The organism is Anaerosinus sp., from assembly GCF_965318445.1.
This window is the reverse complement of sequence record NZ_CBDNNH010000018.1, coordinates 262,182-288,520: the sequence shown is the minus strand read 5'-3', so window position 1 is coordinate 288,520 and position 26,339 is coordinate 262,182. Positions and strand designations below refer to the sequence as shown.

Sequence of the window (26,339 nt, the reverse complement as noted above, 5' to 3'; positions counted from 1 at the left end):
TGGAGGCTATTATGCAGAAAAAGATAGCGACAATCGCATTATTAGTTATCCTCTGTTTTATGACTACAACTGTTTTTGCTGCGTCGACTACAGTGAGTACGAGAATAAAAGATATTGCTAAAGTACAAGGAGTTCGGTCAAATCAGCTAATTGGTTATGGACTTGTTGTTGGTTTAGCTGGAACTGGAGATTCGAATAAGACTTTAGAAACGTTACAATCTGTGGGAAATATGTTAAAAGCATTTGGTGTTAGTATAGATTCTTCACAGTTGAAAACGAAAAATGTTGCTGCTGTTATGGTAACCGCAAATTTACCGGCATTTGCTAGACCAGGAGATACGATTGATTTAACAATTTCATCTATGGGGGATGCGAAAAGTATCCAAGGTGGTACTTTGTTACAGACTCCGCTGAAAGCAGCGAATGGGCAAGTTTATGCTGTAGGGCAAGGTGCTGTTTCAACAGGGGGGTTTGCGACTTCTTCTGGAGGTGGCGGTACTAGCAAGAATTTTACGACAGTAGGACTTTCGCCAAATGGTGGAATTGTTGAGCGCGATGTTGAGGCAAAATTAGGCTCCGATGGTACGATTTCATTATCATTGGCAAAACCAGATTTTACAACGGCTGCAAGAATTACAAATGCGATTAATTCTAGATTTGGTAATATTGCTGGAGCGAATAATCCTGGTACGGTAAATATTACTGTCCCATATATGTATCAAAATAATTTAATTGGTTTTGTTGCAGAGTTGGAGGATTTATATGTTACGCCAGATAGCATTGCAAAAGTTGTTGTAAATGAACGAACTGGAACGATTGTTATGGGTGGTAATGTTGCAGTAGATGAAGTTGCCATTGCACAAGGTGGTTTAAATGTAAATATAGTGAAAACGACTTCTGTGAATCAACCACAACCATTCTCATTGGGGGAAACAATTGTATCGAAGGATACTGACGTACAAGTTACTGAAGATAAGGCACATACGATTGTTCTTTCGGCAACGGCAAATGTGAGTGATGTTGTAGGGGCATTAAATGCAATTGGAGCAACGCCGCGTGATATTATTTCTATATTACAAGCGATGAAAGCTGCTGGAGCGCTTCATGCAGATTTAGAGATTATTTAAAAGTAGGGGTGAAGCATAGTGCAAATTGATGCGATTTCTTCATCGGTAGTGATGAGCGAATATAATAATGCAAAATCAAAAAGCAGTACGGATTTTGCCCAACATTTAGAAGAAGCAACAAAAACGGCAAAAGAAAAACAAGATGATAAGAAACTAAAATCGGCTTGTAAGGATTTTGAAGCAATGTTTTTGAATTTAATGTATACAAAAATGCGTGAGACTGTTCCTAAAAATACTTTATTTGGCGATTCGAATGAAGAGCAAATCCTGCAGTCAATGCTGGATACAGAATTGACAAAAAAAATGGCGGATGCCGGGGGCATGGGATTAGCTGATATGTTGTATCGACAATTATCATTATCGAAAAAATAATAGTTGCCAGGCTCCGAGTAGCCTGGCTTTTCTAATATAGTATAGGAAGTGTGGTTAAATGAAGCGGTTTAATAAATATAGTGCTGTAATATTCCTTGTATTAGTCATGTTTATGCAAGTTGTTTTTGCAGCGCCGGCTAGTTCAGTAACGAATATTCGTTTTAGTCAAAAAGCTGAGTCTGTTCGTATTGTGTTTGATGTCGATTCAGTTCCTGCTTATGAAGTGAAACAAGAGGCAAATGGCACAAAAATTATTTTGAATATGCCAAATACAATGAATAAAGCGAATTTAACATCTTTACCGATTAAAGATACGGCTATAAAGAGCATTGATTTTGCAATGGATACAAAAAACAATTTCAGCGCGATTATCACATTGAATAGAAATGCAGTTTACAAAGTTAATACATTAAAAAATCCTAATAGAGTCTATATTGATATTATCAAAAATTATGATCAAAAAATTGTAGAACAAATTGCGCCAGGAATTCAGCATATAACGCTAATGCGAGGAAATGAAAAAGGGATGATTACTGCGCATGTGTTAGATATAGATTTGAAAAAAGGATACCAGATAAAACCTGCATTAGCGAACGGGATGATCGCAGGGCGGCAGGCGGTTAGCGGTATCGCGAAAGACAATAATGCGATTGCGGCGATAAATGCTTCCTATTTTGCTTCAAATGGGGAGATACTTGGCTTGACAAAAATAGATTCAACGATCGTTAGTACAGCTGGATTGGCGCGTAGTGCATTAGGAATTGCGGAAGATGGAACCCCTTTTATTGGGACTGTTGATTATCAAGGTTCGGTAAAATTGCGTGACGGTGAAATTTTACCGATTTCAGGTGTGAATTCTGAACGTGGTGAAAATGCAGCAGTACTCTATAACCAATATTATGATAAAACCACGAAGACAAATATTTATGGCAGGGAATATGTAATTAAAGATAATGAAGTGATTGCAATTAATCCTAATAATTCCGCCTTGAAAAAGGGTGAAGTGGTTTTATCTGTTCATGGATCGAGTGCAGATAGGTTAGCCAATCTACAAGTTGGTCAGGATTGTGTCATTACAGAGGATTTGGGAGAGCCTTGGAATAAAGCGAAAGATATTCTGGGGGTTGGCCCATTGCTTGTGCAAAATGGTAGTGTATATTTGACGACAAAAATAGAGCAGTTTGGTCCTGACGTTGCAAGTGGCAGGGCGCCTAGAACTGCTGTTGGGTTAACAAAAGATGGGCGTGTTTTACTAGCGGTTATCGACGGCAGGCAAAGCCATAGTATTGGATACACTTTATTAGAATTAGCTTTATTTATGCAGGAAATGGGTGCGGTAAGTGCTGTTAATTTTGATGGTGGGGGTTCAAGTGAAATGGTAATTGGTAAAGATATTATAAATTCTCCATCAGACGGTGGAGAACGAAAAGTTGGTTCTGCATTGGTGGTTTTAGGAAAATAGACTAAATACTTGCGATTACTTATAGTTAAGGTATAATGGAAATATAGACGGAATCTTTAGAAAGAGGTGTTTCGTATGCTTCATAAGAAAAGTATATTACTCATAATATTTAGCTTATTATTTGTATTTGGTGTTTGGACGGTTGCTGCTGGATCTTTAGTAAATCAGCAAGCAGTTTTGTCAGGAGAAGTTGTCAGTGCTGTAGCTGTTGGAGAGCATGTAGTAGAAGGAAGTGAACTGGTAAGAGTAAAAACTCTTGCAGGATCAAATACTGCTGCTCGTTCGAATACAAGTGGAATTGTTCGAGAAGTTTTAGTAGCTCCAGGCAATAAAATTAATAGTGGTGATGTAGTGGTTCGTATTGAGGCACAATAATGAGAGGATGAATAGGTTGGTACAATTTTTGAGAAATATAGTATGGGCAATTTTATTGCTTATATATATGCCCATCGCTTGTGTACAAGCATCCCCAGAGATTATGACGGTTGATCAATTGCAGCCGGGTATGCATGGAGTTGCAAAGACAGTGATTAAAGGAACTGCTGTAGAAAGTTTTGATGTAGAGATTATTGGAGTATTACGCGATGGTGCGCCAGAAGGTATGATTTTAGGTCGCGTATCAGGTGATGTGATCAGTCAGACTGCTGGTGTATTACAAGGAATGAGTGGGAGTCCAGTATATATTGATGGAAAACTAGTTGGAGCAATTTCTGGCGGCTGGCCGAGTATTGATGCAAGAGTTTGTGCAATTACGCCAATTGCTGAAATGCTAAAAATATGGGATATGCCAGATGATAAAGGCGAGAAAAAGATTCATCAAGTAGAAGTAAATGCGCCTTTGGAAACTGCAGATGTAGAAAAGGAAAAAGTTTCTGCACTGGAAAGCAAAGAGGAAAGTAAAGATTTATTTTTAGAAAAAGAAAAAGAAGTTGTTGAGGCGGTTAAGCAAGTAGAACCGGAAAAAGCTTCAACTATGTTAGTTGCTACAGGTTTTACTCCAGCGGCATTTTCGATGCTTGAGGAGAAGTTGGCACCTTTAGGAATGAAACCATACCAAGGAATTGGCTCGGCGAGTGATTCGTATGCTCCAATTCAGTTAGAGCCGGGAAGTGCTTTAGGTGTTGCGCTGGTTCGAGGTGATTTTAGTTTAGCTGCTACTGGCACAGTTACTGCAGTTGAGGGAAATAAGCTTATTGCTTTTGGACATCCTTTTTATCGTCGGGGTAATGTAAATTACTTTTTAACGGATGCAGTTGTATTGACATCAGAGCATGGATTAAATGGTGGTTTTAAATTTGGGCAGACAGGAAATTTAATCGGTGTGATTAATCAGGATCGTACTGCGGGAATTGGTGGTATCATTGGCAAATACCCTAGCGTAGTTCCGATGCAGATTACGGTGAAAGATAAACAATTAAATAAAGATAGTGTTTATAACCTTCAACTGGCATATGATGAGGAGCTTACTGCGCCATTAGTTGCGTCTATGGTGTATAATGCAATTGATAAAACGATGGATCGTATAGGCGAGAGCACGGCGAAAATTGATTTTGAGATACAAGCAAATTCGGTTCCGGGTGGAGTTATTAAACGTGATAATATGTATTATAGTATGCAAGACTCTGGACAGTTAGCCGTTGGGGAGCTGTTTCAAGCGTTGAATATGTTAAGCACAAATACGTTCCATGAAATTGATATTTTTAGTGTGAAAGCAAATGTTGAAATTGATCAAACGCGTCGTACGGCATCCATTATTAGTGCTATACCGAAAAAGACAGCGGTTAAGCCAGGTGAAACTGTAGATATAGCAGTGAAATTGAAGCCTTATCGTTCAGAAGAAGTCACTGTTAATGTTCCTTATACTGTTCCTAAAAAACAGCCGAAAGGAACAATGATGCTTGAGGTGCGTGGAGGCGGATTGATTTCGTTGGCACAGCTTATGATGAAACAGCAGGGAATTGACCTCAGTGCGGAAGAGGATAAAACGAGACCGTTAGAAGAAGATATTAAAAAATTTTTGGAAGCAAATAAAAATAATGAAATTGTTGTGGCCCCCGGCGTTATGAATCCAAATTTAACAAATCAAAGTAAGCCAACCCAAGAGCCACAACAAGTTCAAGACCCAATAAATCCAGTAGTTCAGGAGGAGACTTCTAAGAAAGAAGATGTTTCGGAAAGAAAAATAGGGACGATTGGAAATGAGAAATTAGAAGAAGAGAATGTGCAATCAAAGAACAAGAAAACCGTTGATTATATTATTGATAACATTCAAAGGATTTCGCTAAAAGTAGAATAATAAAGCTAAACCGAAGAATAAATAAACATTCTTCGGTTTTTTTTGCCAAAAATTAATATTTTTTTTATTAAAATGTCAAAAAAATATTTTGTTTAGCAGGGATATGATAAAAAAAATTGAATTAAATATAAGATAATAGTAAATAGTCGTTTACTATTATTATTTTTGTTCTGTAATTCGTCATCTGTTATAAACAAGGCTGTTTCAGTAGAAGTTTTAATTTCCACTGAAACAGATACGTAATCCGGAAGCTTACGAGGTTTTTACTTTCGCTCGAAGAAGGTAGCTTATGTTCGCTAGCGGATAAATGAAATAAGAGAGCGGGGATAGATGGTGATAGCCTTTCTGGAAAGGATTGGACGAGAGGTTTTAAAACTTATTGAAGGCTTTGGTTCTGTACTAATGCTTGGTTATGAAACGATATGTCAATTTAAAAAGCCTCCGAAATTTAAACATGTTTTAGAGCAAATGGCGCATTTGGGAGTAGATACATTACCGATTGTTACATTAACGATTCTATTTACAGGAATGGTAATTACACTCCAAACAGCAACTGAATTTATTAAATTTGGTGCACAGTCTACAGTAGGTGGAATTGTTGCAATTGCGATGGGACGTGAATTAGCTCCTGTTTTAACAGGTGTGGTTGCGGCTGGGCGCGTTGGTGCAGCAATTACTGCAGAAATCAGCTCAATGAAAGTGACGGAGCAGATTGATGCATTAAGAGTAATGGCAACAAACCCTATAGCTTATTTGGTCGTTCCTAGGCTTTTGGCTTGTATGATCATGATTCCGTTATTGACTATTTTTGCTAATGTAATTGGTAGTTTTGGTGGATATCTTGTAGCAACTTTATATGCGGGAATCAACTCAATAACGTATACCCAATCCATACAAAATTTTACTGTTCCTTATGATATTACTGGTGGATTGATTAAGTCGGTATTTTTTGGCGCTGTAATTGCAATTATTGGATGTTACAAAGGCTTGAATGCACCAAATGGAGCTGTTGGTGTTGGTAAAGCAACGACTGGGTCGGTTGTGGGTTCAATTATTACAATCTTTATTTCTAATTGTTTTTTATCATTGATTTTATATCGTTAGGAGTAGTGAAATGATTGAATTAAAGGGTGTAAATAAGAGCTTTCAACAGCGTAGAATTTTAAAAAATATTAATCTGGAAATTACAAAGGGGGAAACATTGGCAATTATTGGAGCTAGTGGCTCTGGAAAGAGTACATTATTGCGTTTGATTATTGGCCTATTAAAACCAGATGATGGAGAAATCTGGATTAAAAATAAGGAAATTAGTAATCTTCCAGAAAAAGAATTGAATGAAGTTCGTTTGAATATGGGAATGGTTTTTCAATATTCAGCACTGTTTGACTCTATGACAATAGGAGATAACGTTGCCTTTGGACTGAGGGAGCATACAACCTTGTCAGAAGCAGAAATCAAAGAGATTGTACAAGAAAATTTGCGGATGGTTGATTTAGCAGGTTTTGAAAATATGATGCCAAATGAGTTGTCGGGTGGAATGAAAAAACGTGTTAGTCTAGCTAGAGCTATCGCATTTAAACCAGATATTTTGCTTTATGATGAACCTAGCGCGGGATTGGATCCGATAATGAGTGCGAAAATCGATGAACTGATTTACCATATGCAGCAAAAATTGGGTGTTACTTCGATTGTTGTTACGCATCACATGAATAGTGCCTTTGCAATTGCCGATCGAATTGCGATGATTCATGAAGGAGAAATTATTGCAATTGGAGATGTTGAAATGATACAAAATCTAAAAAATCCCATTGTACAAAATTTTATTCATGGATCGAAACGATTTACAGGAGGTGATAGAGGAAATGACAACAGAAGCTAAAGTAGGTTCTTTTTCGCTAGGCGCATTAGCTGTATTAGTTTTTATTATTGTTCATTTAAGTGGTGCCAGCTGGGAAGAAAAGGGCTATAATATAGAAGCTGTTTTTGCTCATGTAGATGGATTAAAAGCTGGGAATATGGTTCGTTATGCGGGAGTTGAAGTTGGAAAAATTACTGGAGTGGAGCCTGTCATTGATGGAGCAAAAGCTCATTTAATGATTAATAAAAACGTGAAGATTCCTCAAGGATCTATTTTCGTTGTTAGTACAGATGGCTTCATGGGAGAAAAGTTTATTAGCATTTTACCGAATAGTGAGGCGGAAAATTTTTTGAAGCCCAATGACGTTGTAGAAGGGAAATCGCAAAAAAGTTTAGACGATTTAATTACTAGAGCTGATCTTGTTATGGCGGATATGGAAACGCTATTGTCCTCGCTTAACACAATTTTTGGTGATGAAAGAGTGCAGCAGTCATTTATTGAATCTGCAATTAATATCAAGGAATTAACGGCTAATTTGAATAAGATGAGTCTTGTTTTAGCTAGGATGGCGGTTGATAATGAAGGAGATATTCGTGTGATGGTCAATAATTTGAAATTGATGAGTGCGAATATGTTAAATGCTTCTGCAAGAGTAGATGCCATGATTACCGATTTCGATAACAATGGACAGACTACTGCTGACCTGAGGGAAGCGATTGCGAATTTGAATGTGACAAGTAAGCGGGTAGAGCATATGGCTGCTTCACTAGAAGGCGTAGTGACCGACCCTAAAACGGCAGAAAATATTAAAGTGACATTACAAAATGCTAGAAATGTTAGTGAAAAAGCTGATAAAATGATGACGCGGGTTTCAAATATTAAAACCGAGTTTGGGGCAGAGCTGCTTTATCATGGAGGTGAAGGACGTTATTTAAGCAATGCAGATTTTAAGATTTTTACAAATCCAAATAGCTTTCTTCTATTAGGGGTTAGTGATATTGGAGAAGAGAATAAAACAAACTTGCAAATTGGGTCAGGGAATGATAAATTTACAGGTAGAGTTGGTTTAATAGAAAGCAAAGCTGGTATCGGAATCGATACAAAACTGGGGGAAGATGTTAAATTCTCTGTAGATGCATATGACCCGAATGATTTTCGTGTAAAACTAAGGGCTCAGTATGAATTTGCACCCAATACTTTTTTAGTCAGTCAAACCGATAATATTAATAAAAGTGAAGAACGAGAAACGTTTGTCGGTTTGCGAAAAACTTTCTAAGAAATTGGAAATCTATTCGATTGACAGAAAACTAAAAAAAATCATATAATGGAAAACAGAACATGACTGAATAGTCAGTGTTTAGTTTAAGGAGGAAAACTAGCGTGTCAAAAAAATATAATTGGAAAAAACATTTAGCGGTGGTATTAGCAGGGGGAATATTTACGCTTGCAAGTACATCGGTATGGGCTAATGCAATAGATTTAACATTAGAAGAAAGTATTAATATGGCACTTAATAATAATAAGTCCATAAAAATATCTGGTACTGAAGTGGATAGTGCAAAATGGGCAGTGGAAGAAGCGAAAGGGAATAAAGGGTTTAGTTTAGGGTATATACACACAGATGGCCGTGCAAAAACCAGTTCTTCTCAGGGTTCTGTAATTGGGAACTCTTTTAAAAATCAGATTAAAGCTCAATTGCCAGTGTATACTGGTGGGGCTTTAGAGGGAACGATCAATAAAGCTGAGATTGGAGCAGAATCAGCAGAGTTATCTTTAGAAAATACTAAGCAACAGGTAAAGCTAGACACGACAACAGCATATTTTAATATTTTAAAAACAGCAAATTTAGTACAAGTTGGGCAAGAGTCTGTAAACAGTTTGAACGGTCATTTAAAAAATGTTAATGCACAGTATGCGGTAGGAACTGTTGCAAAATCCGATGTATTGCGTTCTGAAGTTGAATTGGCAGATGCACAACAAAATCTTATTGTATATCAAAATAATTATGATTTAGCGATGTCTAACTTTAATAATATTGTTGGTTTAGAGTTGGATACGATAGTGAATATTAGCGATAAATTGCAATATACAGAGAATGATTTATCTTTAGAAGATAGCATTGCTTATGCATTAACACATCGTCCTGATGGAATTATGGCAGAAAAGAATATTGCAATGGCGCAAGAACAATTAAATGTGGCTAAAGCTGGCGGACGGCCAAATGTTTATTTGGGAGCTGAACAATCTTGGCTTAGTGATAAATTTCCTGGTGATGACGACAATGGTTGGAGCGTTGGGGTAACAACGAGCTGGAATGTTTTTGACAGCAATGTTACTCGTTCACAAATTAAACAAGCAGAAGCTGCAGTAATGAAAACAATGGAGCAAGAACAACAGAAAAAAGATGCAATTCAGCTAGAAGTGCGTCAAGCGTATTTAAATATGCGAGAAGCTGAAAAACGTATTCAAACAAATCAAGTAAGTGTAGAAAAAGCTGAAGAAGATTTTAAAATTGCACAAGTCCGCTACAGTGCAGGTGTAGGTACAAACCTTGATGTAATTGATGCACAAGTGGCATTAACTTCTGCAAGAACAAACTACATTGTATCTTTGTATGATTACAATACAAGCAAGGCAAGTCTAGATAAAGCAATGGGTGTTGGAATTTAATTTAGAAAATTAGGATTCAGATGAAGTTGCAATTTCATCTGAATCCAAGTTTTTCTTTATTTTCATGGATGTGTAAAGTTGAGATAGGGATATTGTTAAACAATATCCCTATGATTTTTAGATGGGAAAATTCTCTACAGGAAGTCTCTATTGCTGTGTAGAATCTTGTATTATTAACAGTAGTGACGATGGAGGAGAAATTATGAGGCAAAGGTTATTCGTTGCAGTTTTATTGGTAATTGCTTTAACCATAGGAGCTTGTTTTTGGTATATAAAAAGCCAGGCTTTTACGACTTCGGCTGCAAATGTAATAGCTGGAGAAATAACGAAAACATTAGATACGCAGGTGGATATAGCGTCAGTTATTGTAGACTCGCCGACGACGCTTGCTTTAACGAATGTTACAATACAAGATAAAATGGGCACTGCTATTTTGGAAAGTGGGAGAATAGAGGTTTCTTTTAGTCCCTTAGCAATACTTATGGGAGAATCTGTAGTTAAGAGTATTAGTCAAGTAGAAATTGATTCCCCAGAAGTCAATTTAGTTCGTCGCAATAATCAAGAGTGGAATTACATGGACTTTATGAATAGTGACGAGAAAAGTGAGCTTGATTTTTATGGGAAAGTTAAGTTTAGTCAGGCGATAATTAACGTGGAAATCGATAAAAAAAGATTGAAGCTAGAGGATATCAGCGGTAGTCTAGATTTAGCTAATCAGCCATCCATTCATTTTGATATTATAGCTAAACAAGCAGATGGAGATATCAAATTCAATGGAGTATGGGGTGGAAAAAACAAAGCAGTGAGTGTAGAAGCTAATAATTTTACACTGGATAACTACTTAGAATTTTTGCCGGAAGAGTTTGCAATTCAGGTTAATAGTGGGAAGTTGACTTCTTTTAAAGCGACGGTAACAAGTGATGATAATGGAAATCTGAAGGTTAATGGCGAAGCATTATTGTTAGGCATAAGTTTAACTGTTGAGAAAACGGAGGTTGATCATATTGATGGATTCGTTTTATTCAATGAGTCCGAAATAAGAATTTTTAGCCGTGGACAGATCGCTAAGCAGCCAATTGTACTAAAAGGAACTACAGATCTGAATATGATTGAGCCGATGCTTAATCTAGAATTAAGTTCTAAATCGTTTGATGTTACTAAAGTGCTTGAAAATTTCCCCGTTAAAGGGACGTTTAATTTTGTTGCAAATATTCAGGGAAATTTTAAAGAACCTCTCATCACGGGCAATTTTTCATCAGAAGAACTCATCTATCAAGAGTATATTGCTCATAACGTTGTAGCAGATTTGCGATTTGGTAATGATGTTTTATATATTGATTCATTAACTACAGATTTGTGTGAGGGAAAGGCGAACATACAAGGCGAGTTCAATACAAAAACAGAAAAATATGGAATAACGTTGATGGGGGAAAATATAAATCTCGATTTGTTGCCAGAATATAATCAAGGATTATCAGGTTATATGGATCTTGACGTTAGGGCAAAGGGACAGGGATTAAATGATCTAAATAATGTAATTGTATCTGGCAAAACGACTGTTCATGATGGTTCGTATGCAGGTGTTAATTTTACTGGCGTTGATGCTGGATTTTATAAAGATGCTAATTATATCGCCGTAGATTATGTAAATGTAAATTTGCCACAAGGGCAAGTGACATTAACAGGGCAAATCAATGAGCAAAATATTAATCTTGTTATGCAAGGAAATAATGTAGCTTTAGCACAATTTTTGCAAAATAGATCAGAATTTGATTTGAGTGGTAATGCATCTTTTCATGGAAATATAAGAGGAACACTTGAGGCCCCTACAGTTTTTGTAAATGTTTTAGCTGAAAATGGAAGTATACTTTATCAGCCATATCAGAAATTGACGGGAATCTTGGAAAGTGACTTTGAAACGATAAATATAAAAAATATTGAAATGATAGATGGAATAAGTACACATAAAGTTCAAGGGAGTATTGGTTTAAAAAATGAGAATCCTTTGAATTTGACGGTTGTTTCAACTCAGGCTAGAGCAGAAAATCTAATAAAACTCTTATTGCCGGGAGAGGATTTAACTGGAAATGTTGATAATACAGTTGTTTTGCGTGGAACGTTAGAGAATATTGATGCGGAAGGAAATATTTTCTTTAATGATGGAAGTTACAGGGGAATGCTGTTGCGTGAGGCGCACGGTAAGTATAAACGTAAAGATGGGGTAACTTCTATTGAAGATTTCTCAATAAGTTCACCAAACTTGAATGTAAAAATAAGTGGATTGATTTCAGCCGGTAATGCGCTAGATTTTGATATTATTGCTGATGATATTGATTTAGTTCAGCTTAAATTAAACTTACCATATAAGGCAGAAGGAAAAGCAAAATTTGTTGGTAAGTTAAAAGGTCATGTAGATAATCCTAATTTTTATGGAACTTTAACGGCAGATCGCACTGTTTTTAATCAAAATGAATTGCGAAACATAAACGGAAAAATACGTTATGCAAATGATGAAATCGAACTGGACTCCTTTAACTTCATGCAAGGAGATGGAAGTTTTGATTTATCCGCAAACTTTAATTTATCAACCAAAAGGGTCCGTGGGGATTTGGTTGTAAAAAACTCTGATGTTGCTGGTCTGTTAGAAATTTTAAATGTAAAACAAGATTGGCTTTTCGGGAAATTAAATGGTGACATCCATCTAGAAGGAAGTACTGAAAAACCGAAAGTCAGAATCAATGGAACAATTGAAAATGGATTTTTAAAGAAATATCCACTAGATGATGTCTCCTTAGATGTTTTTGTTGATGGAAGAGTCATTAATATTGAAAAGTTTTATGCAAAACAAGGACACGGGATTCTTGTCGCAAAAGGGACAGCAGATCTAGATGGTGACCTTAACTTTGAAGTTGCAGGGCAGTCTATACACGCTGCTTTATTAACAGATCTAATGGATCTGGATATTGATACAAAAGGAACATTGGATTTTGGCAGCCAAGTATTTGGTACTGCTTCATCACCGAAAGCAAATTTATCTATGGAGATTAAAGGTGGAGGAATTGGTGGAGCGACTTTTGATTCTTTATACGGTATGTGTACGCTAAATGAAGGAATTATTGATGTTCAGCAGATATTGTTGACGAAAGGCGAATATAAAGCTAGTGCGTATGGTATTGTCCCATTGGCGGCATTAACAAAAACAGATAATGTTGATGTAAAAGAGCAAATGAATTTGAAAGTTTCATTAGATCAGGCCGATTTAAGTATTTTACCGTTTTTGACGAAAGAAATAGAATGGGGCAGGGGAAATACAAATGGAAATTTAGTTATCACAGGAAGCTTATTGCAACCGTTAATTAATGGAAACATTACCGTGAATGATGGGACTCTAAAATTGAAACATTTGGGGAAACCAATCCAAAAAATGGCGGTTGATATTCAATTTCTAAATGATAGAATAGATGTACAAACTTTTGATGGCGTTATGGGAGATGGATCTTATCAATTGCGTGGACGCGCTTTTATTGGTGCTAACGGGCTAAAAGATTATTCCCTCACTCTAAATTTAAATGATTTAGACATTGTGAATAAGTATTATACGGGTCCATTGAATGGTTTGCTATCATTAGAGGATGATAAAGGAGTTCCTAAAGTTGTCGGAAACGTCGATTTAGCAAATTGTACAGTTGATATACCGATGCTTCCGGATACAGAAGATGGTTTTCCTAATGTGAAATTGGATGTTACTGTTAATGCAGGTAAAAAAGTTCGTCTTTATAACTCAATGTTATATGATATTTTAGTTGAAGGACATGCTAATTTTAGTGGATCAACGCAGCATCCACGGGCATCGGGGGAATTTTCTGCAATTCGAGGCAATGTAAACTATTTAAAGACTTCGTTTAAAATTCGTGAAGGCACCGTGCTATTTAATCAAGCGGGTTCCTTTATCCCAAGTATTAGGCTAAGCTCTGATACGCAATTGCAACGAACAAAAATTTATTTGGATATAGATGGTCCTGTTTCAAATATGCAGGTCAAATTATATTCTAATCCAGAGTTAAGTGAACAAGAAATCTTATCGCTGCTTACTTTAAGAAGTGCTTATGACAGCAAAGAGGAATCTGGAATTGGTAAAGACGAGTTGAATGCAATTGTTAATCTAGGTCTAAGTGCAAGCTTTTTTAGTGAGTTAGAGAACATTGCAAAGAGTGCATTAGGTGTAGATGAGTTTAATGTTGTTAGGGATACTTTATCGTATACTGAAAATGGAAGTAATTATAATCGTGAAGTGTATAATTTAGAAATAGGTAAATATGTTACAGATAAAATGATGCTAAAATATACTACAGGAATTGATCATGAAGACTATTACTTTGGTATAAGGTATGATTTTAGTAATAGCATTAGTTTTACAAGTGATATTGATCAAGATAATAATAAACGATTTGGTATTGAGGCTAGATTTAAATTCTAGCGGAATGGATGAGAAGATGGATTTACGTAATTATTTAGAGGAATTAAATAAAATACGGCTATTAGAACAAGAGGAAGAACTAGAACTTTGGAAGAGCTATAAGCAGAAAAATGATTTGTCATCACGTGAATTATTAATATCTTCTTATCAGCCTTTGATATTTAAAGTAGTTACACAACTGCATTTAAATGACAGCCTTCTGATGGATGTTATTCAGGAAGGAACTGTTGGGTTGATTGAGGCGGTAGAACGCTATGAATATGAGCGAGGCGTAGCATTTAGCTTATATGCTACGCATCGTATTCGTGGAAGAATGTTGAATTTTATTCAGAAGGAATATAAGCGTAATTTGACTTATATTGACAATCCAATGTATAATGAGGATTGTGTTTTGGACTGGAGGGAGTCTTTAGTTGATGATGCTTTGCCAGTCTGTGAGCAAGTTGAAGATCATGTTCTTATGGAGCAGATAAAAAGTGCTGTGAGCCGCTTGCCGCAAAAAGAACAGCTTGTCATTGATAGTGTTTATCTTAAAGAACAGGAAACGAAGACAATTGCCCAAAATATGGAGCTAAGTACTACTCATATTTATCGTTTGCAAAAACAAGGGATACGTCGAATTCGTGGAATGCTATCAAAGTTTATGCAGCATTGGTAAATTGAAGATAAATGATGTAAATAGGTTATTTTTAAATGATATTTAATTAAAATGTTTAAATTTGACCTATTTTCTGTTCTTTTTTCACGAATTTATGAGTGGAAAAGACTGTCCTTATATTGATTGTATTTTATGTAGTGCGTAAAGAGGGCGGGGATGAGGTATGACTGATTTAAAAAAGAAGTTAAAAGGTCATCTTTGTTCTGCTAGACATTGGTTAGGCAAAGCCGAAGAATCTCTTGAAAAAGATAGAGATATTCGCGCAGAGTTAAATCTAATGTTAGCGCAAGCAGAGATTACTCATGCGAAGGAAGTTAAGAGTGAAAGCAAAGATAGAAGAATAAATTATCGAGGTCTGCTGATTCGCAGTATACTTTTAATAGGGCTTATAAGTTTTGGGATAGTATCTGGTTTTGGTGGATTTATTGGGACTCAACAGAAACTGTCTAATGAGTCACAGAAAATAGTGCCGAACTATAGGTCGACACTGTCGGAAGAAGTCCCTTTAAATGGACAAGTTGTACCTAAAATACAGGAAACTTCGTCGTTTGATTCTGGAGGACCTGATTTAGCGGGGCAACATAATGAAATTGAATCGGCTAAAAAAATGCCGATGAAGCAAAGGGTAGTTGTTGAAGAAACTATACCTAAAGCTGAGGCAAAGGTTTCGGTATCAGAACAGCCAGTACGGCTGCAACCGCGTGAAATGCAAGAATTGATTAGTGCGGCTGGAAAATCTTTACGTGGAGAATAAGAGAAGTTTAGGAGGTTATGTATGAAAATTAAATTAAATCATAGATGTATTTTATGCGCCTTGATGCTAACGACAAGTTTTGTAACTGTAAATTTACCTATAACGTTTGCTGAATCTAACCCTCAGGTTGGAAATGAAGCTCAGGCTCCAGCAGCAAATGAATTGATTGGCAAACCAGTTACAAGTGTAATTATTCAAGGTGTAAATAGCGAAGATTCTGTAGGGCTAATGGAGTTATTGAATACGAAAGTTGGCGATTCACTAACTGAGGAAGCTGTAAAAAATGATATGAAAGCACTTTATGATACAGGGAATTTTATTGATGTATCAACTGATTTTGTTAGAGTTCCAGAAGGTGTAAAAGTTGTTTATACAGCAATGGAGAATCCTATATTAGATCGTGTTGTGATTACGGGGAATGTTAAGTTTGATGAAAGCAAAATTTTAAGTTTCATTAAAGTTGAACCAGGCAAAACTTTAAATACAAAAACTTTACATGAAAACATCCGTGAGCTTGAACAAGCTTATCGTGAGGAAGGTTATATTTTTAGCAAGGTAAGCAATGTTGATATGAGTAAAGACGGTGTTTTAACATTATCAATTAACGAAGGAATCTTAGAGGGATTTGCTGTTAAAGGAAATGAAAAAACAAAAGATTATGTTATTACACGAGAAATGCGTTTAAAGCCAGGTGAACCTTTTAATGCAAAAGATGCTCGCCGTAGTATGCAACGTGTTTACAATTTAGGATTTTTTGATGATGTAAATATGAAAATTAATCCTGGTGTTGAACCAAATGCTGTAGTACTGGAAACCGATGTTGTGGAGCGCCGTACAGGAACTTTTGCAATTGGTGGCGGTTACAGTCAAAGTGATGGTTTAATTGGGATTATTGAAGTCGGGGATACTAACTTCCGCGGCACTGGTGATAACGCGAAAATCCATTGGGAGTTTGGCGGTGATGCAGATAGTTATGACAACTATGAATTTAGTTATACGCGTCCATGGATTGACAAAAAGGAAACGAGTGCTGGAATTAGAATTTATGATATGACAAAAGAGTTTGATGATTACGATAATGGCGGCGAGAAAGTTGCAACGTATGATAAAAACTATAAAGGAATTGATTTGTTCTTTAGTCGTCCAATGAGTGAATATTCAACAAACAGTGTAACACTTAGATATCGTGATGATGCTTATGTTGAATGGGTTGACGGTAGACATTACGATGATGCAACCTTATATCCGAACTATTTAGATGATAACTTTGGTAATACGCGTAGTATTATTTTAGGACACGTTACAGATACACGTGATAATGTGTATAATCCAACAGATGGTGCCAGAGCCTCTTTGCAAGCTGAGTTTGCTGGCTGGCTTGGCGGTGATTTTGATTATAATAAATATACGTTTGAAGATCGTCACTACTTTAAAGTTGGTCGAAACCATGTTATTGCTACACGTGGAACTATTGGTTTAGCCGATGGGTCGATGCCGGAAAGCGCGCTCTTCTCTGTTGGTGGACAGAGTACTTTGCGTGGCTATGAAGATAGACAGTTTGAAGGGAAATATATGCTTTTAGGAAGTGTTGAATATCGATTCCCGGTTGTGAATAAAATACAGGCTGCCGTATTTACTGATTTTGGTGGTGCTTGGGAAAATAAATACGATTTCTCTGATATGCATGCCAGTGTTGGTGTAGGGATACAGGTTGAAACTCCAATTGGACCAATTCGCCTTGATTATGGACGAGGTGAAGATGGTGGTAAAACACACTTTACTTTTGGGGGTAATTTCTAGGTAAATGCTTTCTAGTATAATTATCATGGGGTGATCATAATTGTAAGGAAAATAATAGCCCGAATTTTATATGTTTGTTTTATCATGCTATCAGCAGTTGCCGTTGTGTCAGCTGCTGATAGTGCAAGTGTTATAGAGACAATCGAAGTACAGGTTATACCCTTACAAGAAGAGCATCCTATTTCAGATAAAATTGCTAGACGAATGCAAGCTAGTGTTTATACTATTGGGGACAATGTATTAAATGGACATAGAGTAGAGGAAATTGCAAATAATAAATTAGGTTATGAAGTTTTAATACAGGATGTTTTTAATCGAATTTTGATTGGCTACTCTGTACAAAAAGTCAATTTGGAAATTGGTAATCATACAGTGATAAAAGTCATGGTATTTCCTTGGCATAATGTGATTCATAATGTTAATGTTGATGTTGAAATAAATGGAGTAAGTGAAGATATTAAACCGTTAATTATGCAAGATATACAAGGAATTGAGAAAATCTTTTTGAATGTATTGCAAGAGTTACCTATTGACGCAGTAGAATGGGTAAATGGGATATTAAGGACAGGGTTAAATGAATTTTTATCTAGTCGTATTCCAGAGTTTAATGCATCTTTTACTCTTGTTGCTGATGAAAACAATAGAGTGGATATAAAAGTTGATTTATATCCTAAAGGACAATTGATCCGAGAGACCAATTTACAAATAAAGTCTGGTACAATTCCGAATACGATCAGGCTAATGTTTCGTCCAGAATTAAATAAGCAACTTGAAGGTTTAGTTGGTTTACCGGTAAGGTTTGTTCAACGACATCAAAGCTATTTTATTGATAAATTAAATTCAGTTACTTTTGATAATAAAAATTTACAAAAGTATAAAGTCAAATCAGCGGTTGAAATGGTTGCTGATCATCAAACGCAAGTTTTGTATACGATGGACAGCAGTGAGTATATTTTAACAGTTGAAGGATATTTAGATGTTGGCAAGGAGGAACGCAATACCTCTATTAAAGCGCATGCAGGAAGAATGTTAGACAAAGAAAATGAGTTGTTTTTAGAAATGGATTTTTTCCCGCATCAAATGGAATGGGATTTTTACCCAGGTATTTTGCATAGCCTTACGTCAAAAACTAAAATTGGATTTAAATATGATATTGATGAGCGTAGAGGAATTCTTTTGGCGAATCAGATACTCAGTGATCGATTCTCAGCTAGAGTAGAACATGTGCCAAGCATCCAATTTACTGAGTTTGGGCTCAGATATCATTTGCATGATTTTTTTGATGTGGAATATGTAATTAATGACGATGAAAAATGGCTTAGGCTAATTGGAGTTTTATAAAAATAACATTATGTATTCTTAGAACCGTAGATAAACTTTCTTGTATAATGAAAACGGGTTTGATATAATAAATTATGCTTTTGGCCTATTGGCAAAGCAATTTAAATTTCATATTTTATGCCTTGAAGGGCAGGAGGAGAATCTTAGAATGATTAAATTTGAGAAAAAACAGATTAAATTTATTAGCATCGGTATTGCTTTGGTTTTTGTTTTTAGTGTGGTTGCTCTTGCAGTATCTCAGTCTTCTGTAGGATTTGCCGCAGCAGGTAATTCTTCGAATGTTGGTGTAGTAAATCATCAACTACTTGTGTCCCAGCATCCTGACATGGCAGCTGCTAAAACTGCAATGGAAGCTGAAGTTGAACAAGCAAAAAAAGATTTTGAAACAAAATCTGCAAATATGAATGACCAAGAAAAACAAGCCTATTATCAACAAACACAACAACGTTTGGCGAATAAAGAAAGAGAATTGATTGCTCCTATTTTTGATAAAGTAGATGCAGCAATCAAAGCAGTTGCTGAAGCTAAAGGATTATCTGTTGTTTTAGATAAAAACACTGTTGTTTATGGTGGACAAGATATTACAGATGAAGTTGTAAAAAAGTTTTCTAAATAATTAATGGTAATAAAATAAAATTTAGAGTTTATGCCGAGCTGGGGAGACCTCGCTCGGCAATTTATTAGAAAGGGTGGGCAGATGGAAAAGCGTAAATGGATGATCGTTGCTTTAATTGCTATAGTTGCTTTTGGGGTAGTAGGTTATGCTGTATCCTTACAATCGAATAAGAATTCGACAAAGCCTGATGTGAAAGCGGTTGAGAATCAGACTGATATTGGTGTTATTGATATGAGTCAAGTCCTTAAAGCTCACCCGAAATATGGTCAAACTATAGAGTTGCAAAAAGAGCTAAATACACTTAAGGCAGAAATTGATAATAAGTTGAATTTTATCAATCATCAAGCTATGCCGAATTCTATTGCAGTTGATGAGAAAGCAATTTTATCGTCGCAAAATCAACTTGGACAACAGCGGCTTATTGCTAAACATGCAGAACTTAATGAAAAGCTACAAAAAAAAGAAGATGAATTGCGGCAGAATTTTAATGAGCAAATGAACAAAGATGTAGCGGTTATTGATGAAGAATATATGCCTGAAATTTTTAATTTAAAGTTAAAAATGAAAACTTTGCAGATGACGGAAGATGCTTTTAATCAGATGCAAGCAAAGATTAATGAGTTGCAAGAGGCTCGAAATAAGAAAATCCATGAAAAACAGCAGCAGTATTTAAGTCAGCTTGGGGAACAGATGAAGGCTGAGCAACTGAAAGCAACAGAAGAGTTTAACCTTTTTGCGCAGCAAGTTGAAAAAGAAAATAAAGAATTTAGCAGTCAAAAAACAGCAGACTTAAATGACCGCAACAATAATGTGGAGAATCAAGGAAATGAAAGCGTTGCTCAAATTGCAGAATTAAAACAGCAAGTTGCAGACAAAGAAGTTGAATTACAAAAAATTCAGAATGAAATTCTTGATGAAGCGACAAGTCTTGTTGCTAAAGTTGCCTTAGAAAATAATTTATCAGTGGTTATTAATAAGGTGAAAGTTAATATTAATGGATTGGATATTACTGATTTGGTAATTCAAGGGTTTAACAAATAAATAAACCGTATATAATAATTAAATATAAATAAATTTTTTATGGATGGAAATGGAGATGGAATAATGAAGTTACATTTAAAACGTTTATTATTATTGGTTACAGTTGTTATTATGGCTGTTTTTATTGGGGGATGTTCAAATGAAAAAGTCGGTGTCGTTGATGGCAGTAAAATTTCCGATACCCCAAAAATTCAAGAAATGCAAAAGGATTTACAAGCAAAATTAGATGAAAAAGCAAAAGAGTTGTCTACGCAACTTGAGCAAGAAAAGGCTAACCTTAGCCCAGAAGATTATCAAAAACGTTATGTAGCACTTCGTACGGAGTTTAATACGTTACAAGAATCTTATCAAAAAGATATTTTAAATGCCGTAAATGAAGCGATTTCTGCTGTTGCAAAAGAAAAGAGTATTTCTACAGTGTTATACAAAGACGCGGTAGTACATGGCGGAATTGATATCACAGATGATGTCGTGAAAAAATTACAGTAACAGGAGGTTGTACTCTTGGAAAAAACGTTAAGAGAAATTGCTGCATTAGTAGACGGCAATATATTAGGTGAGAGCGAAGTAAAATTTACTGGAGCAACGAGTATTGAGCAGGCCGGTTTAACAGATATTACCTTTGCTGTAGAGCCGCATTTACAGGAAGCTGAGGGGTGTAATGCAGGTGCAGTAATTATTCCTAAGTATATTACCGTATTTGCTAAGCCTGCAATTCAGGTAGAGAATCCACGCGTTGCTTTTACAAAATTATTGGAATTGTTTACTCCTCCGTTAAAGATTAAGAGGGAAGTTCATTCTACCGTAATCGTTAGAGATAATGTAAAAATCGGTAAAAATGTTGCGATTATGCCATATGTAGTGATTGATGATGATGCAGTGATTGAAGATAATGCAGTGCTTTATCCTTATGTATATGTTGGACAAGGTGCTAGAGTTGGTGAATCAAGTACAATTTATCCTAATGTAACAATTCGTGAGTTTTGCGAAGTTGGGAAAAGAGATATCATTCATAGTGGGGCTGTAATTGGTAGTGACGGATTTGGTTTTGTCACGCAAAATGGTACGCATAACAAAGTGCCTCAGGTGGGAAATGTAGTTTTAGAAGATGATGTTGAAATTGGTGCAAATGTTGGCATTGATCGTGCGACTACTGGATCTACGCGAGTAAAACGAGGAACTAAAGTGGATAACTTAGTTCATCTTGGGCACAATGTAGAAATTGGTGAAGGTGGATTAATTGTAGCACAAACGGGAATTGCGGGGAGTACGAAAGTTGGACATCATGTAACTTTTGCCGGACAATGTGGTTGTGTGGGACATATTGAAATTGGTGACAATTGTACTTTTGCAGCGCGTACAGCGCCGATAAACAACGTTCCATCAGGATCTTTTTATGCTGGTTTTCCAGCACGTCCGCATAAAGAGTGGTTAAGAGTGCAGGCAAGTTTGCATAAGGCTCCCAATATGATGAAAAAAATGCGTGAATTAGAAAAACGTTTGGCTGAATTAGAAAAAAATAAATAAACAGAGGGCACTGATTTCGGCTGGTTTAAAAAATCAAAGAATGCAGTGCCTCCTTTATTATTCATTTGCTTATTGAGAAATGTGTGGTGATATCATGTATGGAGTAATGATAATTCTAAGTAAATTTGTTTGCGTTTTGCCGTTAAAGCTGCGAATGTGGATCGGAAATTTAATCGGGAATTTTACATGGCTACTTGTACCTAGAAAACGAAAGATGATGGCAATGAGAAATATTCAATTGTCACTTAATACAACTCCGCAAGAAACGCAAACCATTGCAAAGGCAAGTTGGACGCGATTTGGCAGAATGATTATGGATGTTTTGGCAATTCCAATTTTACCAAAGGAAATTAAGCAACGTGTTCGCTTTATCGGGATAGAAAATATGGACAAGGCTTTAATTCATGGGAATGGTGTAGTTTTAGCTACTTCACATAGTGGAAACTGGGAAATGCTTGGAGCAGCATTAGCCGCGAGTGGATATCCGTTAGTTGGAGTTGCACAGAAACAGGCGAATTTGGCAATGGATAGGTTTATTAACGAATATCGTACATTGTCGGGGATGCATGTTACATATAAGAGCGGTGTCAGGGAAATGATTCGATTAATGGGGCAAGGAATGATCATTGGAATATTAATGGATCAAGATGCTGCAGAAGATGGCGTTATTCTGCCGTTTTTTCATCGAGAGGCATCTTGCCCACAGGGGACAGCTTTTTTGGCGAGAATGAAAAAAGCACCGATTGTACCAACTTTTATTACGGAAGATAAAGATGGATATTATACGATAACTTGTCAGAAACCTGTTTACGTAGAAGAAACAAATGATAAAACTAAAGACATAATAAGGACGATACAGTTATTGAATACAATTATTGAAAATCATATTCGGAAACATCCTGAAGAATGGTTCTGGCTTCATAATCGCTGGAAATATACTGAAGAAACGTTAAAAAATAAAGTAGACTTGATTTAGATGGAGTTTTCACTCCACCTAAATCTTAGCCGACCTTATCCAAGGGCTTAGCCGCTCGCCTGTGCTCTGGAGTATACTCCTACTATAGAAGTTGGGAATCTTAGAGCAGGTTAGCCGTCGGCTAAAAAAATATCAATCCACTTAAAATATGGATTGGTATTTTTTATTTTTTAAATCGTGTAAATATTGTGTATCGAATCCAGCAGATTTATCAAAACTATAATGAAGTAAAATTATCTTGTTTTGATTTGGAAATGGAGTGCTGGGGATGAAAAATAATTTTTTTCGTAACGATATATTTATCTTATTGTTAGTTAGCATATTATTAAGTGCTTTAGTTGCTAAAGGAATATCTTTGGGTGCTAATCTTTACTTTCAGGAAACACTGACAAGTTTAACCGGGGACTATGGAGAATACGATTTGCTTGTTCAAGTTAGAGAAGAGAGTAGAGAAGAAGGGAAAATACAAATGCAACAGATGCTGGAGACAAATTTTCCTGGATCAAAATTTAAAGAGGCACCATCGATCGGAGGAAAGGCCAATTTTTTCATCGCATTGCCTCCAGGAGGCAAAACGAAAGAAATTTATGAAAATATTGATCGTTTATTTTCAGCGATTTATGGAGTTACGGGTGTAAGTATTATAACTGAGCCACGCCTAAGCATTCGTGGGGTTCCCAATGGGGCTGTAGATATGATGATGAAACGATTTGAGGCAATTGATGGTGTTACTTTTGTCTATCGACTTGGGGCATCGATTGGGATTGTCTTAGAAGGTGTTGATAAAATTGCGGCGGCAACTGAGCAGGTGGAGAATGAATTAAATTCTTATCAAGTACTAGAAGTTAATTTCCCGGCAGGGGCAGAAGCCGAAAATCCAGTTCGTTTGGCAGGGATTATCGTCGATGATATAACAGAAAAATTACATCCTACGATGCTTTATTATGTTTCTATTGATGAAAAAGCAGATGAGATGGCCTATGCTGTAAGCACGATGCAGGAAATGAGAAAGTTTTTTCTTGCTTATATGACGAAGATTACGATCTATCCTGAGGAGTCAGGCAAAATTCGCAAAGGTGATTTGATGCTTCTGCAAGGGACTTCGATTCGTGAACCGCAAATTGGCGATGATTTTTTGCGAGGTAATGTTATTGCAATTGTAGAAGAATTAAATAATGATGGTACAGCACAGGCCGTAATTACGCAAGGCGATTCTGAAAAAATAAAGGATCATCGAATTTATAAAATAGAAGGGGAAAAGGTACAAGGCTTTGTAGGGAAAGTTGAATATCAAAATCCTCGGATAAGATTAGCAAATGCAATTGAAAAAGCAGCTGGATTATTTGAAAAAGTTCCTGATCTAGCAAAAGATACTGTGCAGGTCAGTAAAACAGTGCGGCAGGCGATTGACGGATATAATAACAATAGCCAGCGTTTAGAAAAAACATTGAATAGAATGAATGATGCAGTAGCCATATTAAATAAAACCACGATTGATATTAGTTCTATTGATGTGAAAGGCGTAAAGAATCAATTGGAAAGCTCCATAAACTCTATTAAAACATTGCATACAGGGTTAAAATTGATTCAAATTTTTAATGCCGACGTTACCTCATCCATACAAGCATTGGAGGTAACACAAAATAAATTGGAAAATTTTCAGCAATTGTTAACTGGCATGGATGAAATGCATGATGATGCAGTAAAGGCACAAAGCGTTCTTAATGGATTAACACAAGAAGGGAAAGGTATTACCGAAATATTAAAAAGCATTAACCATAGTTCGGCTGAAAATAATTTGGTGAACTTAGAAACAAAACTTACGGATATTGCCGAAGCTGATTTAAAGCAAGCAGCAACAGAATTGCGCTATATGGCGGCATCAATTCCCAATATGAAAGATGAAGAAATTTATGCTTCTGTTAAGTTATTGGATAAATTAATGGCGGGGCATTTTTCTTTGGGGCAAAGATTACAATTCCTTTTAGATCGTAACATTGCATTAACAGATTTAAAGCCAATCGTTATTCAGGCGGTAGGTCATGAAAGTGTTGGTGTATTACAAGCTGATTTAGGCGTTATAGAGCCAAATATTTATTTGCAGGTATACCAAGTCTTAAATGAAGTTCAAGCAGTCTTAGCCGGGCTTACAGCGCTTGTATTGACATTGGTTTTACTGGCGCTAGATCATACCTCTATCATGGCAGCGCTAAAGATGCGAATAGATGATAAAAAAAATGGGTTCTTCACGGCTGATAAAATTTATGGAATGGCTATAGGTGCAATTCTGCTAAGTACGATATTTTTATTAGCAGGTGGTGGAATCCCGTATGTTCCATTTTATATGATTCCAATCATTGGTGCTTTGTTAGGTACATTTATGGATTTTTATAGTGAAAAAATCAGTCCAATAGAACGAGAGGAAATACTAGCAGCAGAATCCCTAGGGATGAGCTTTGATGAAATCATGCGAGAAATTGTTATTCCAAATGCAAGACCAGGGTTATTACAAAAATTGAATCGACGAAGATTGTTATTCAAATAGAGGGGATGATTTTTTGCTGGAAATCAAAGATTTAACAAAAGACTTTGGTGATGTTAGGGCTGTTGATCACTTAGCATTACATGCGGACAAAGGAGAAACGGTTGTGATTATGGGGCCGTCTGGGTGTGGAAAGTCTACAACAATCCGAATGATCAATCGTCTTGTTGAACCTGATTTTGGCACTGTTTTTTTCGATGGCATAGATATTACGGGGTTGCATAAAAATGAATTATTGGCAATGCGAAAACGAATTGGATATGTTTTTCAGCATTTTAATTTGATTGCTAGGCTTACTGCACTGGAAAATGTGATGCTAGGATTAGTAATGGGGCGGGTTTCTTATGATGAGGCAAAAAAACGTGCTGTTGCAATTCTAGAAAAAGTGGGGCTGGGAAGATATATGAATTATAAACCGAGAGAGCTATCAGGTGGGCAGCAGCAGCGCGTCGCAATCGCTAGGGCCTTAGCCTTTGAACCGGAATTAATTTTATGGGATGAACCCACCGCCTCGCTTGATCCAATTTTAGTTCGGGAAGTTTTAGTTATCATGGAAGAACTGGCAAAATATAGAGCCAGTACAATGCTCGTAGTAACGCATGAATTGTCTTTTGCATTAAAAGTGGCCGATCGCATTCTTCTCATGAATAAAGGAAAGATTGTAGAGAGTGGAAAACCTATTGAGATTTTCGCGAATCCACAGTCGACAATAGGGAAAACATACAAAGATCTCATTGATTATCAAATGAATACAATTTAAAGCTAATGATTGGTTTTATTTAGAATATTTACGTATTTTTATTCATTTTTCAAGGTAAAGCT

The 26,339-nt window shown here is 36.2% G+C and carries 21 protein-coding genes; all 21 read left to right on the top strand.

The window, feature by feature from the left end:
• Positions 1-11 precede the first annotated feature (11 nt).
• Positions 12-1,127, top strand: coding sequence for a flagellar basal body P-ring protein FlgI (locus ACWZFG_RS09540; RefSeq protein ID WP_177503751.1), 1,116 nt, complete (start codon positions 12-14; stop codon positions 1,125-1,127).
• A gap of 18 nt (positions 1,128-1,145) precedes the next feature.
• Positions 1,146-1,499: a rod-binding protein gene (locus ACWZFG_RS09535; RefSeq protein ID WP_177503754.1), complete on the top strand. Its 354-nt coding sequence runs from the start codon at positions 1,146-1,148 to the stop codon at positions 1,497-1,499.
• A gap of 58 nt (positions 1,500-1,557) precedes the next feature.
• Positions 1,558-2,961: a phosphodiester glycosidase family protein gene (locus ACWZFG_RS09530; protein ID WP_455577528.1), complete on the top strand. Its 1,404-nt coding sequence runs from the start codon at positions 1,558-1,560 to the stop codon at positions 2,959-2,961.
• A gap of 75 nt (positions 2,962-3,036) precedes the next feature.
• Positions 3,037-3,336: a biotin/lipoyl-containing protein gene (locus tag ACWZFG_RS09525; RefSeq protein ID WP_177503757.1), complete on the top strand. Its 300-nt coding sequence runs from the start codon at positions 3,037-3,039 to the stop codon at positions 3,334-3,336.
• A 28-nt stretch (positions 3,337-3,364) separates the two neighbouring features.
• A complete protein-coding gene (locus ACWZFG_RS09520; protein WP_455577527.1) occupies positions 3,365-5,257 on the top strand; it encodes a SpoIVB peptidase S55 domain-containing protein in 1,893 nt (630 codons plus the stop codon).
• A gap of 330 nt (positions 5,258-5,587) precedes the next feature.
• Positions 5,588-6,361 carry an MlaE family ABC transporter permease gene (locus ACWZFG_RS09515; protein ID WP_177503761.1) on the top strand — a complete coding sequence of 258 codons (774 nt, stop codon included), beginning with the start codon at positions 5,588-5,590 and terminating at the stop codon, positions 6,359-6,361.
• A gap of 10 nt (positions 6,362-6,371) precedes the next feature.
• Positions 6,372-7,136 (top strand): ABC transporter ATP-binding protein, encoded by a 765-nt coding sequence (locus ACWZFG_RS09510; protein WP_177503763.1) that lies wholly within the window; start codon positions 6,372-6,374, stop codon positions 7,134-7,136.
• Positions 7,120-8,391, top strand: a complete 1,272-nt coding sequence (locus tag ACWZFG_RS09505; protein WP_177503765.1) for an MlaD family protein — start codon at positions 7,120-7,122, stop codon at positions 8,389-8,391. Before ACWZFG_RS09510 ends, ACWZFG_RS09505 begins: the two co-directional genes overlap by 17 nt.
• A 104-nt stretch (positions 8,392-8,495) precedes the next feature.
• Positions 8,496-9,785, top strand: coding sequence for a TolC family protein (locus ACWZFG_RS09500; RefSeq protein WP_177503767.1), 1,290 nt, complete (start codon positions 8,496-8,498; stop codon positions 9,783-9,785).
• 202 nt (positions 9,786-9,987) lie between these two features.
• Complete coding sequence (locus ACWZFG_RS09495) at positions 9,988-14,262, top strand: translocation/assembly module TamB domain-containing protein (RefSeq protein WP_455577526.1); 4,275 nt, start codon at positions 9,988-9,990, stop codon at positions 14,260-14,262.
• Between the two features lie 16 nt (positions 14,263-14,278).
• On the top strand, positions 14,279-14,920 hold the full coding sequence (locus ACWZFG_RS09490; RefSeq protein ID WP_177503778.1) for a sigma-70 family RNA polymerase sigma factor: 642 nt from the start codon (positions 14,279-14,281) through the stop codon (positions 14,918-14,920).
• Positions 14,921-15,083: 163 nt separating this feature from the next.
• Entirely contained in the window at positions 15,084-15,674 is a 591-nt protein-coding gene (locus ACWZFG_RS09485) for a hypothetical protein (RefSeq protein WP_177503780.1), read from the top strand.
• A 21-nt stretch (positions 15,675-15,695) separates the two neighbouring features.
• Entirely contained in the window at positions 15,696-17,474 is a 1,779-nt protein-coding gene (locus ACWZFG_RS09480) for a BamA/OMP85 family outer membrane protein (RefSeq protein ID WP_455577525.1), read from the top strand.
• Between the two features lie 84 nt (positions 17,475-17,558).
• Positions 17,559-18,815, top strand: a complete 1,257-nt coding sequence (locus ACWZFG_RS09475) for a hypothetical protein (RefSeq protein ID WP_455577524.1) — start codon at positions 17,559-17,561, stop codon at positions 18,813-18,815.
• Between the two features lie 148 nt (positions 18,816-18,963).
• Positions 18,964-19,431, top strand: a complete 468-nt coding sequence (locus ACWZFG_RS09470; RefSeq protein ID WP_177503785.1) for an OmpH family outer membrane protein — start codon at positions 18,964-18,966, stop codon at positions 19,429-19,431.
• Between the two features lie 81 nt (positions 19,432-19,512).
• Positions 19,513-20,472, top strand: coding sequence for a hypothetical protein (locus ACWZFG_RS09465; protein ID WP_455577523.1), 960 nt, complete (start codon positions 19,513-19,515; stop codon positions 20,470-20,472).
• A gap of 63 nt (positions 20,473-20,535) precedes the next feature.
• The gene (locus ACWZFG_RS09460; protein ID WP_177503788.1) at positions 20,536-20,961 is read left to right on the top strand and encodes an OmpH family outer membrane protein; all 426 of its coding nucleotides are present in this window, start codon (positions 20,536-20,538) and stop codon (positions 20,959-20,961) included.
• Between the two features lie 15 nt (positions 20,962-20,976).
• Positions 20,977-21,999 carry a UDP-3-O-(3-hydroxymyristoyl)glucosamine N-acyltransferase gene (gene lpxD / locus ACWZFG_RS09455; RefSeq protein ID WP_455577522.1) on the top strand — a complete coding sequence of 341 codons (1,023 nt, stop codon included), beginning with the start codon at positions 20,977-20,979 and terminating at the stop codon, positions 21,997-21,999.
• A gap of 79 nt (positions 22,000-22,078) precedes the next feature.
• Positions 22,079-22,975, top strand: coding sequence for a lysophospholipid acyltransferase family protein (locus tag ACWZFG_RS09450; protein WP_455577521.1), 897 nt, complete (start codon positions 22,079-22,081; stop codon positions 22,973-22,975).
• Between the two features lie 268 nt (positions 22,976-23,243).
• Positions 23,244-25,520, top strand: a complete 2,277-nt coding sequence (locus ACWZFG_RS09445; RefSeq protein ID WP_455577520.1) for a hypothetical protein — start codon at positions 23,244-23,246, stop codon at positions 25,518-25,520.
• 13 nt (positions 25,521-25,533) lie between these two features.
• The gene (locus ACWZFG_RS09440; protein ID WP_177503796.1) at positions 25,534-26,277 is read left to right on the top strand and encodes an amino acid ABC transporter ATP-binding protein; all 744 of its coding nucleotides are present in this window, start codon (positions 25,534-25,536) and stop codon (positions 26,275-26,277) included.
• Positions 26,278-26,339: the final 62 nt, after the last annotated feature.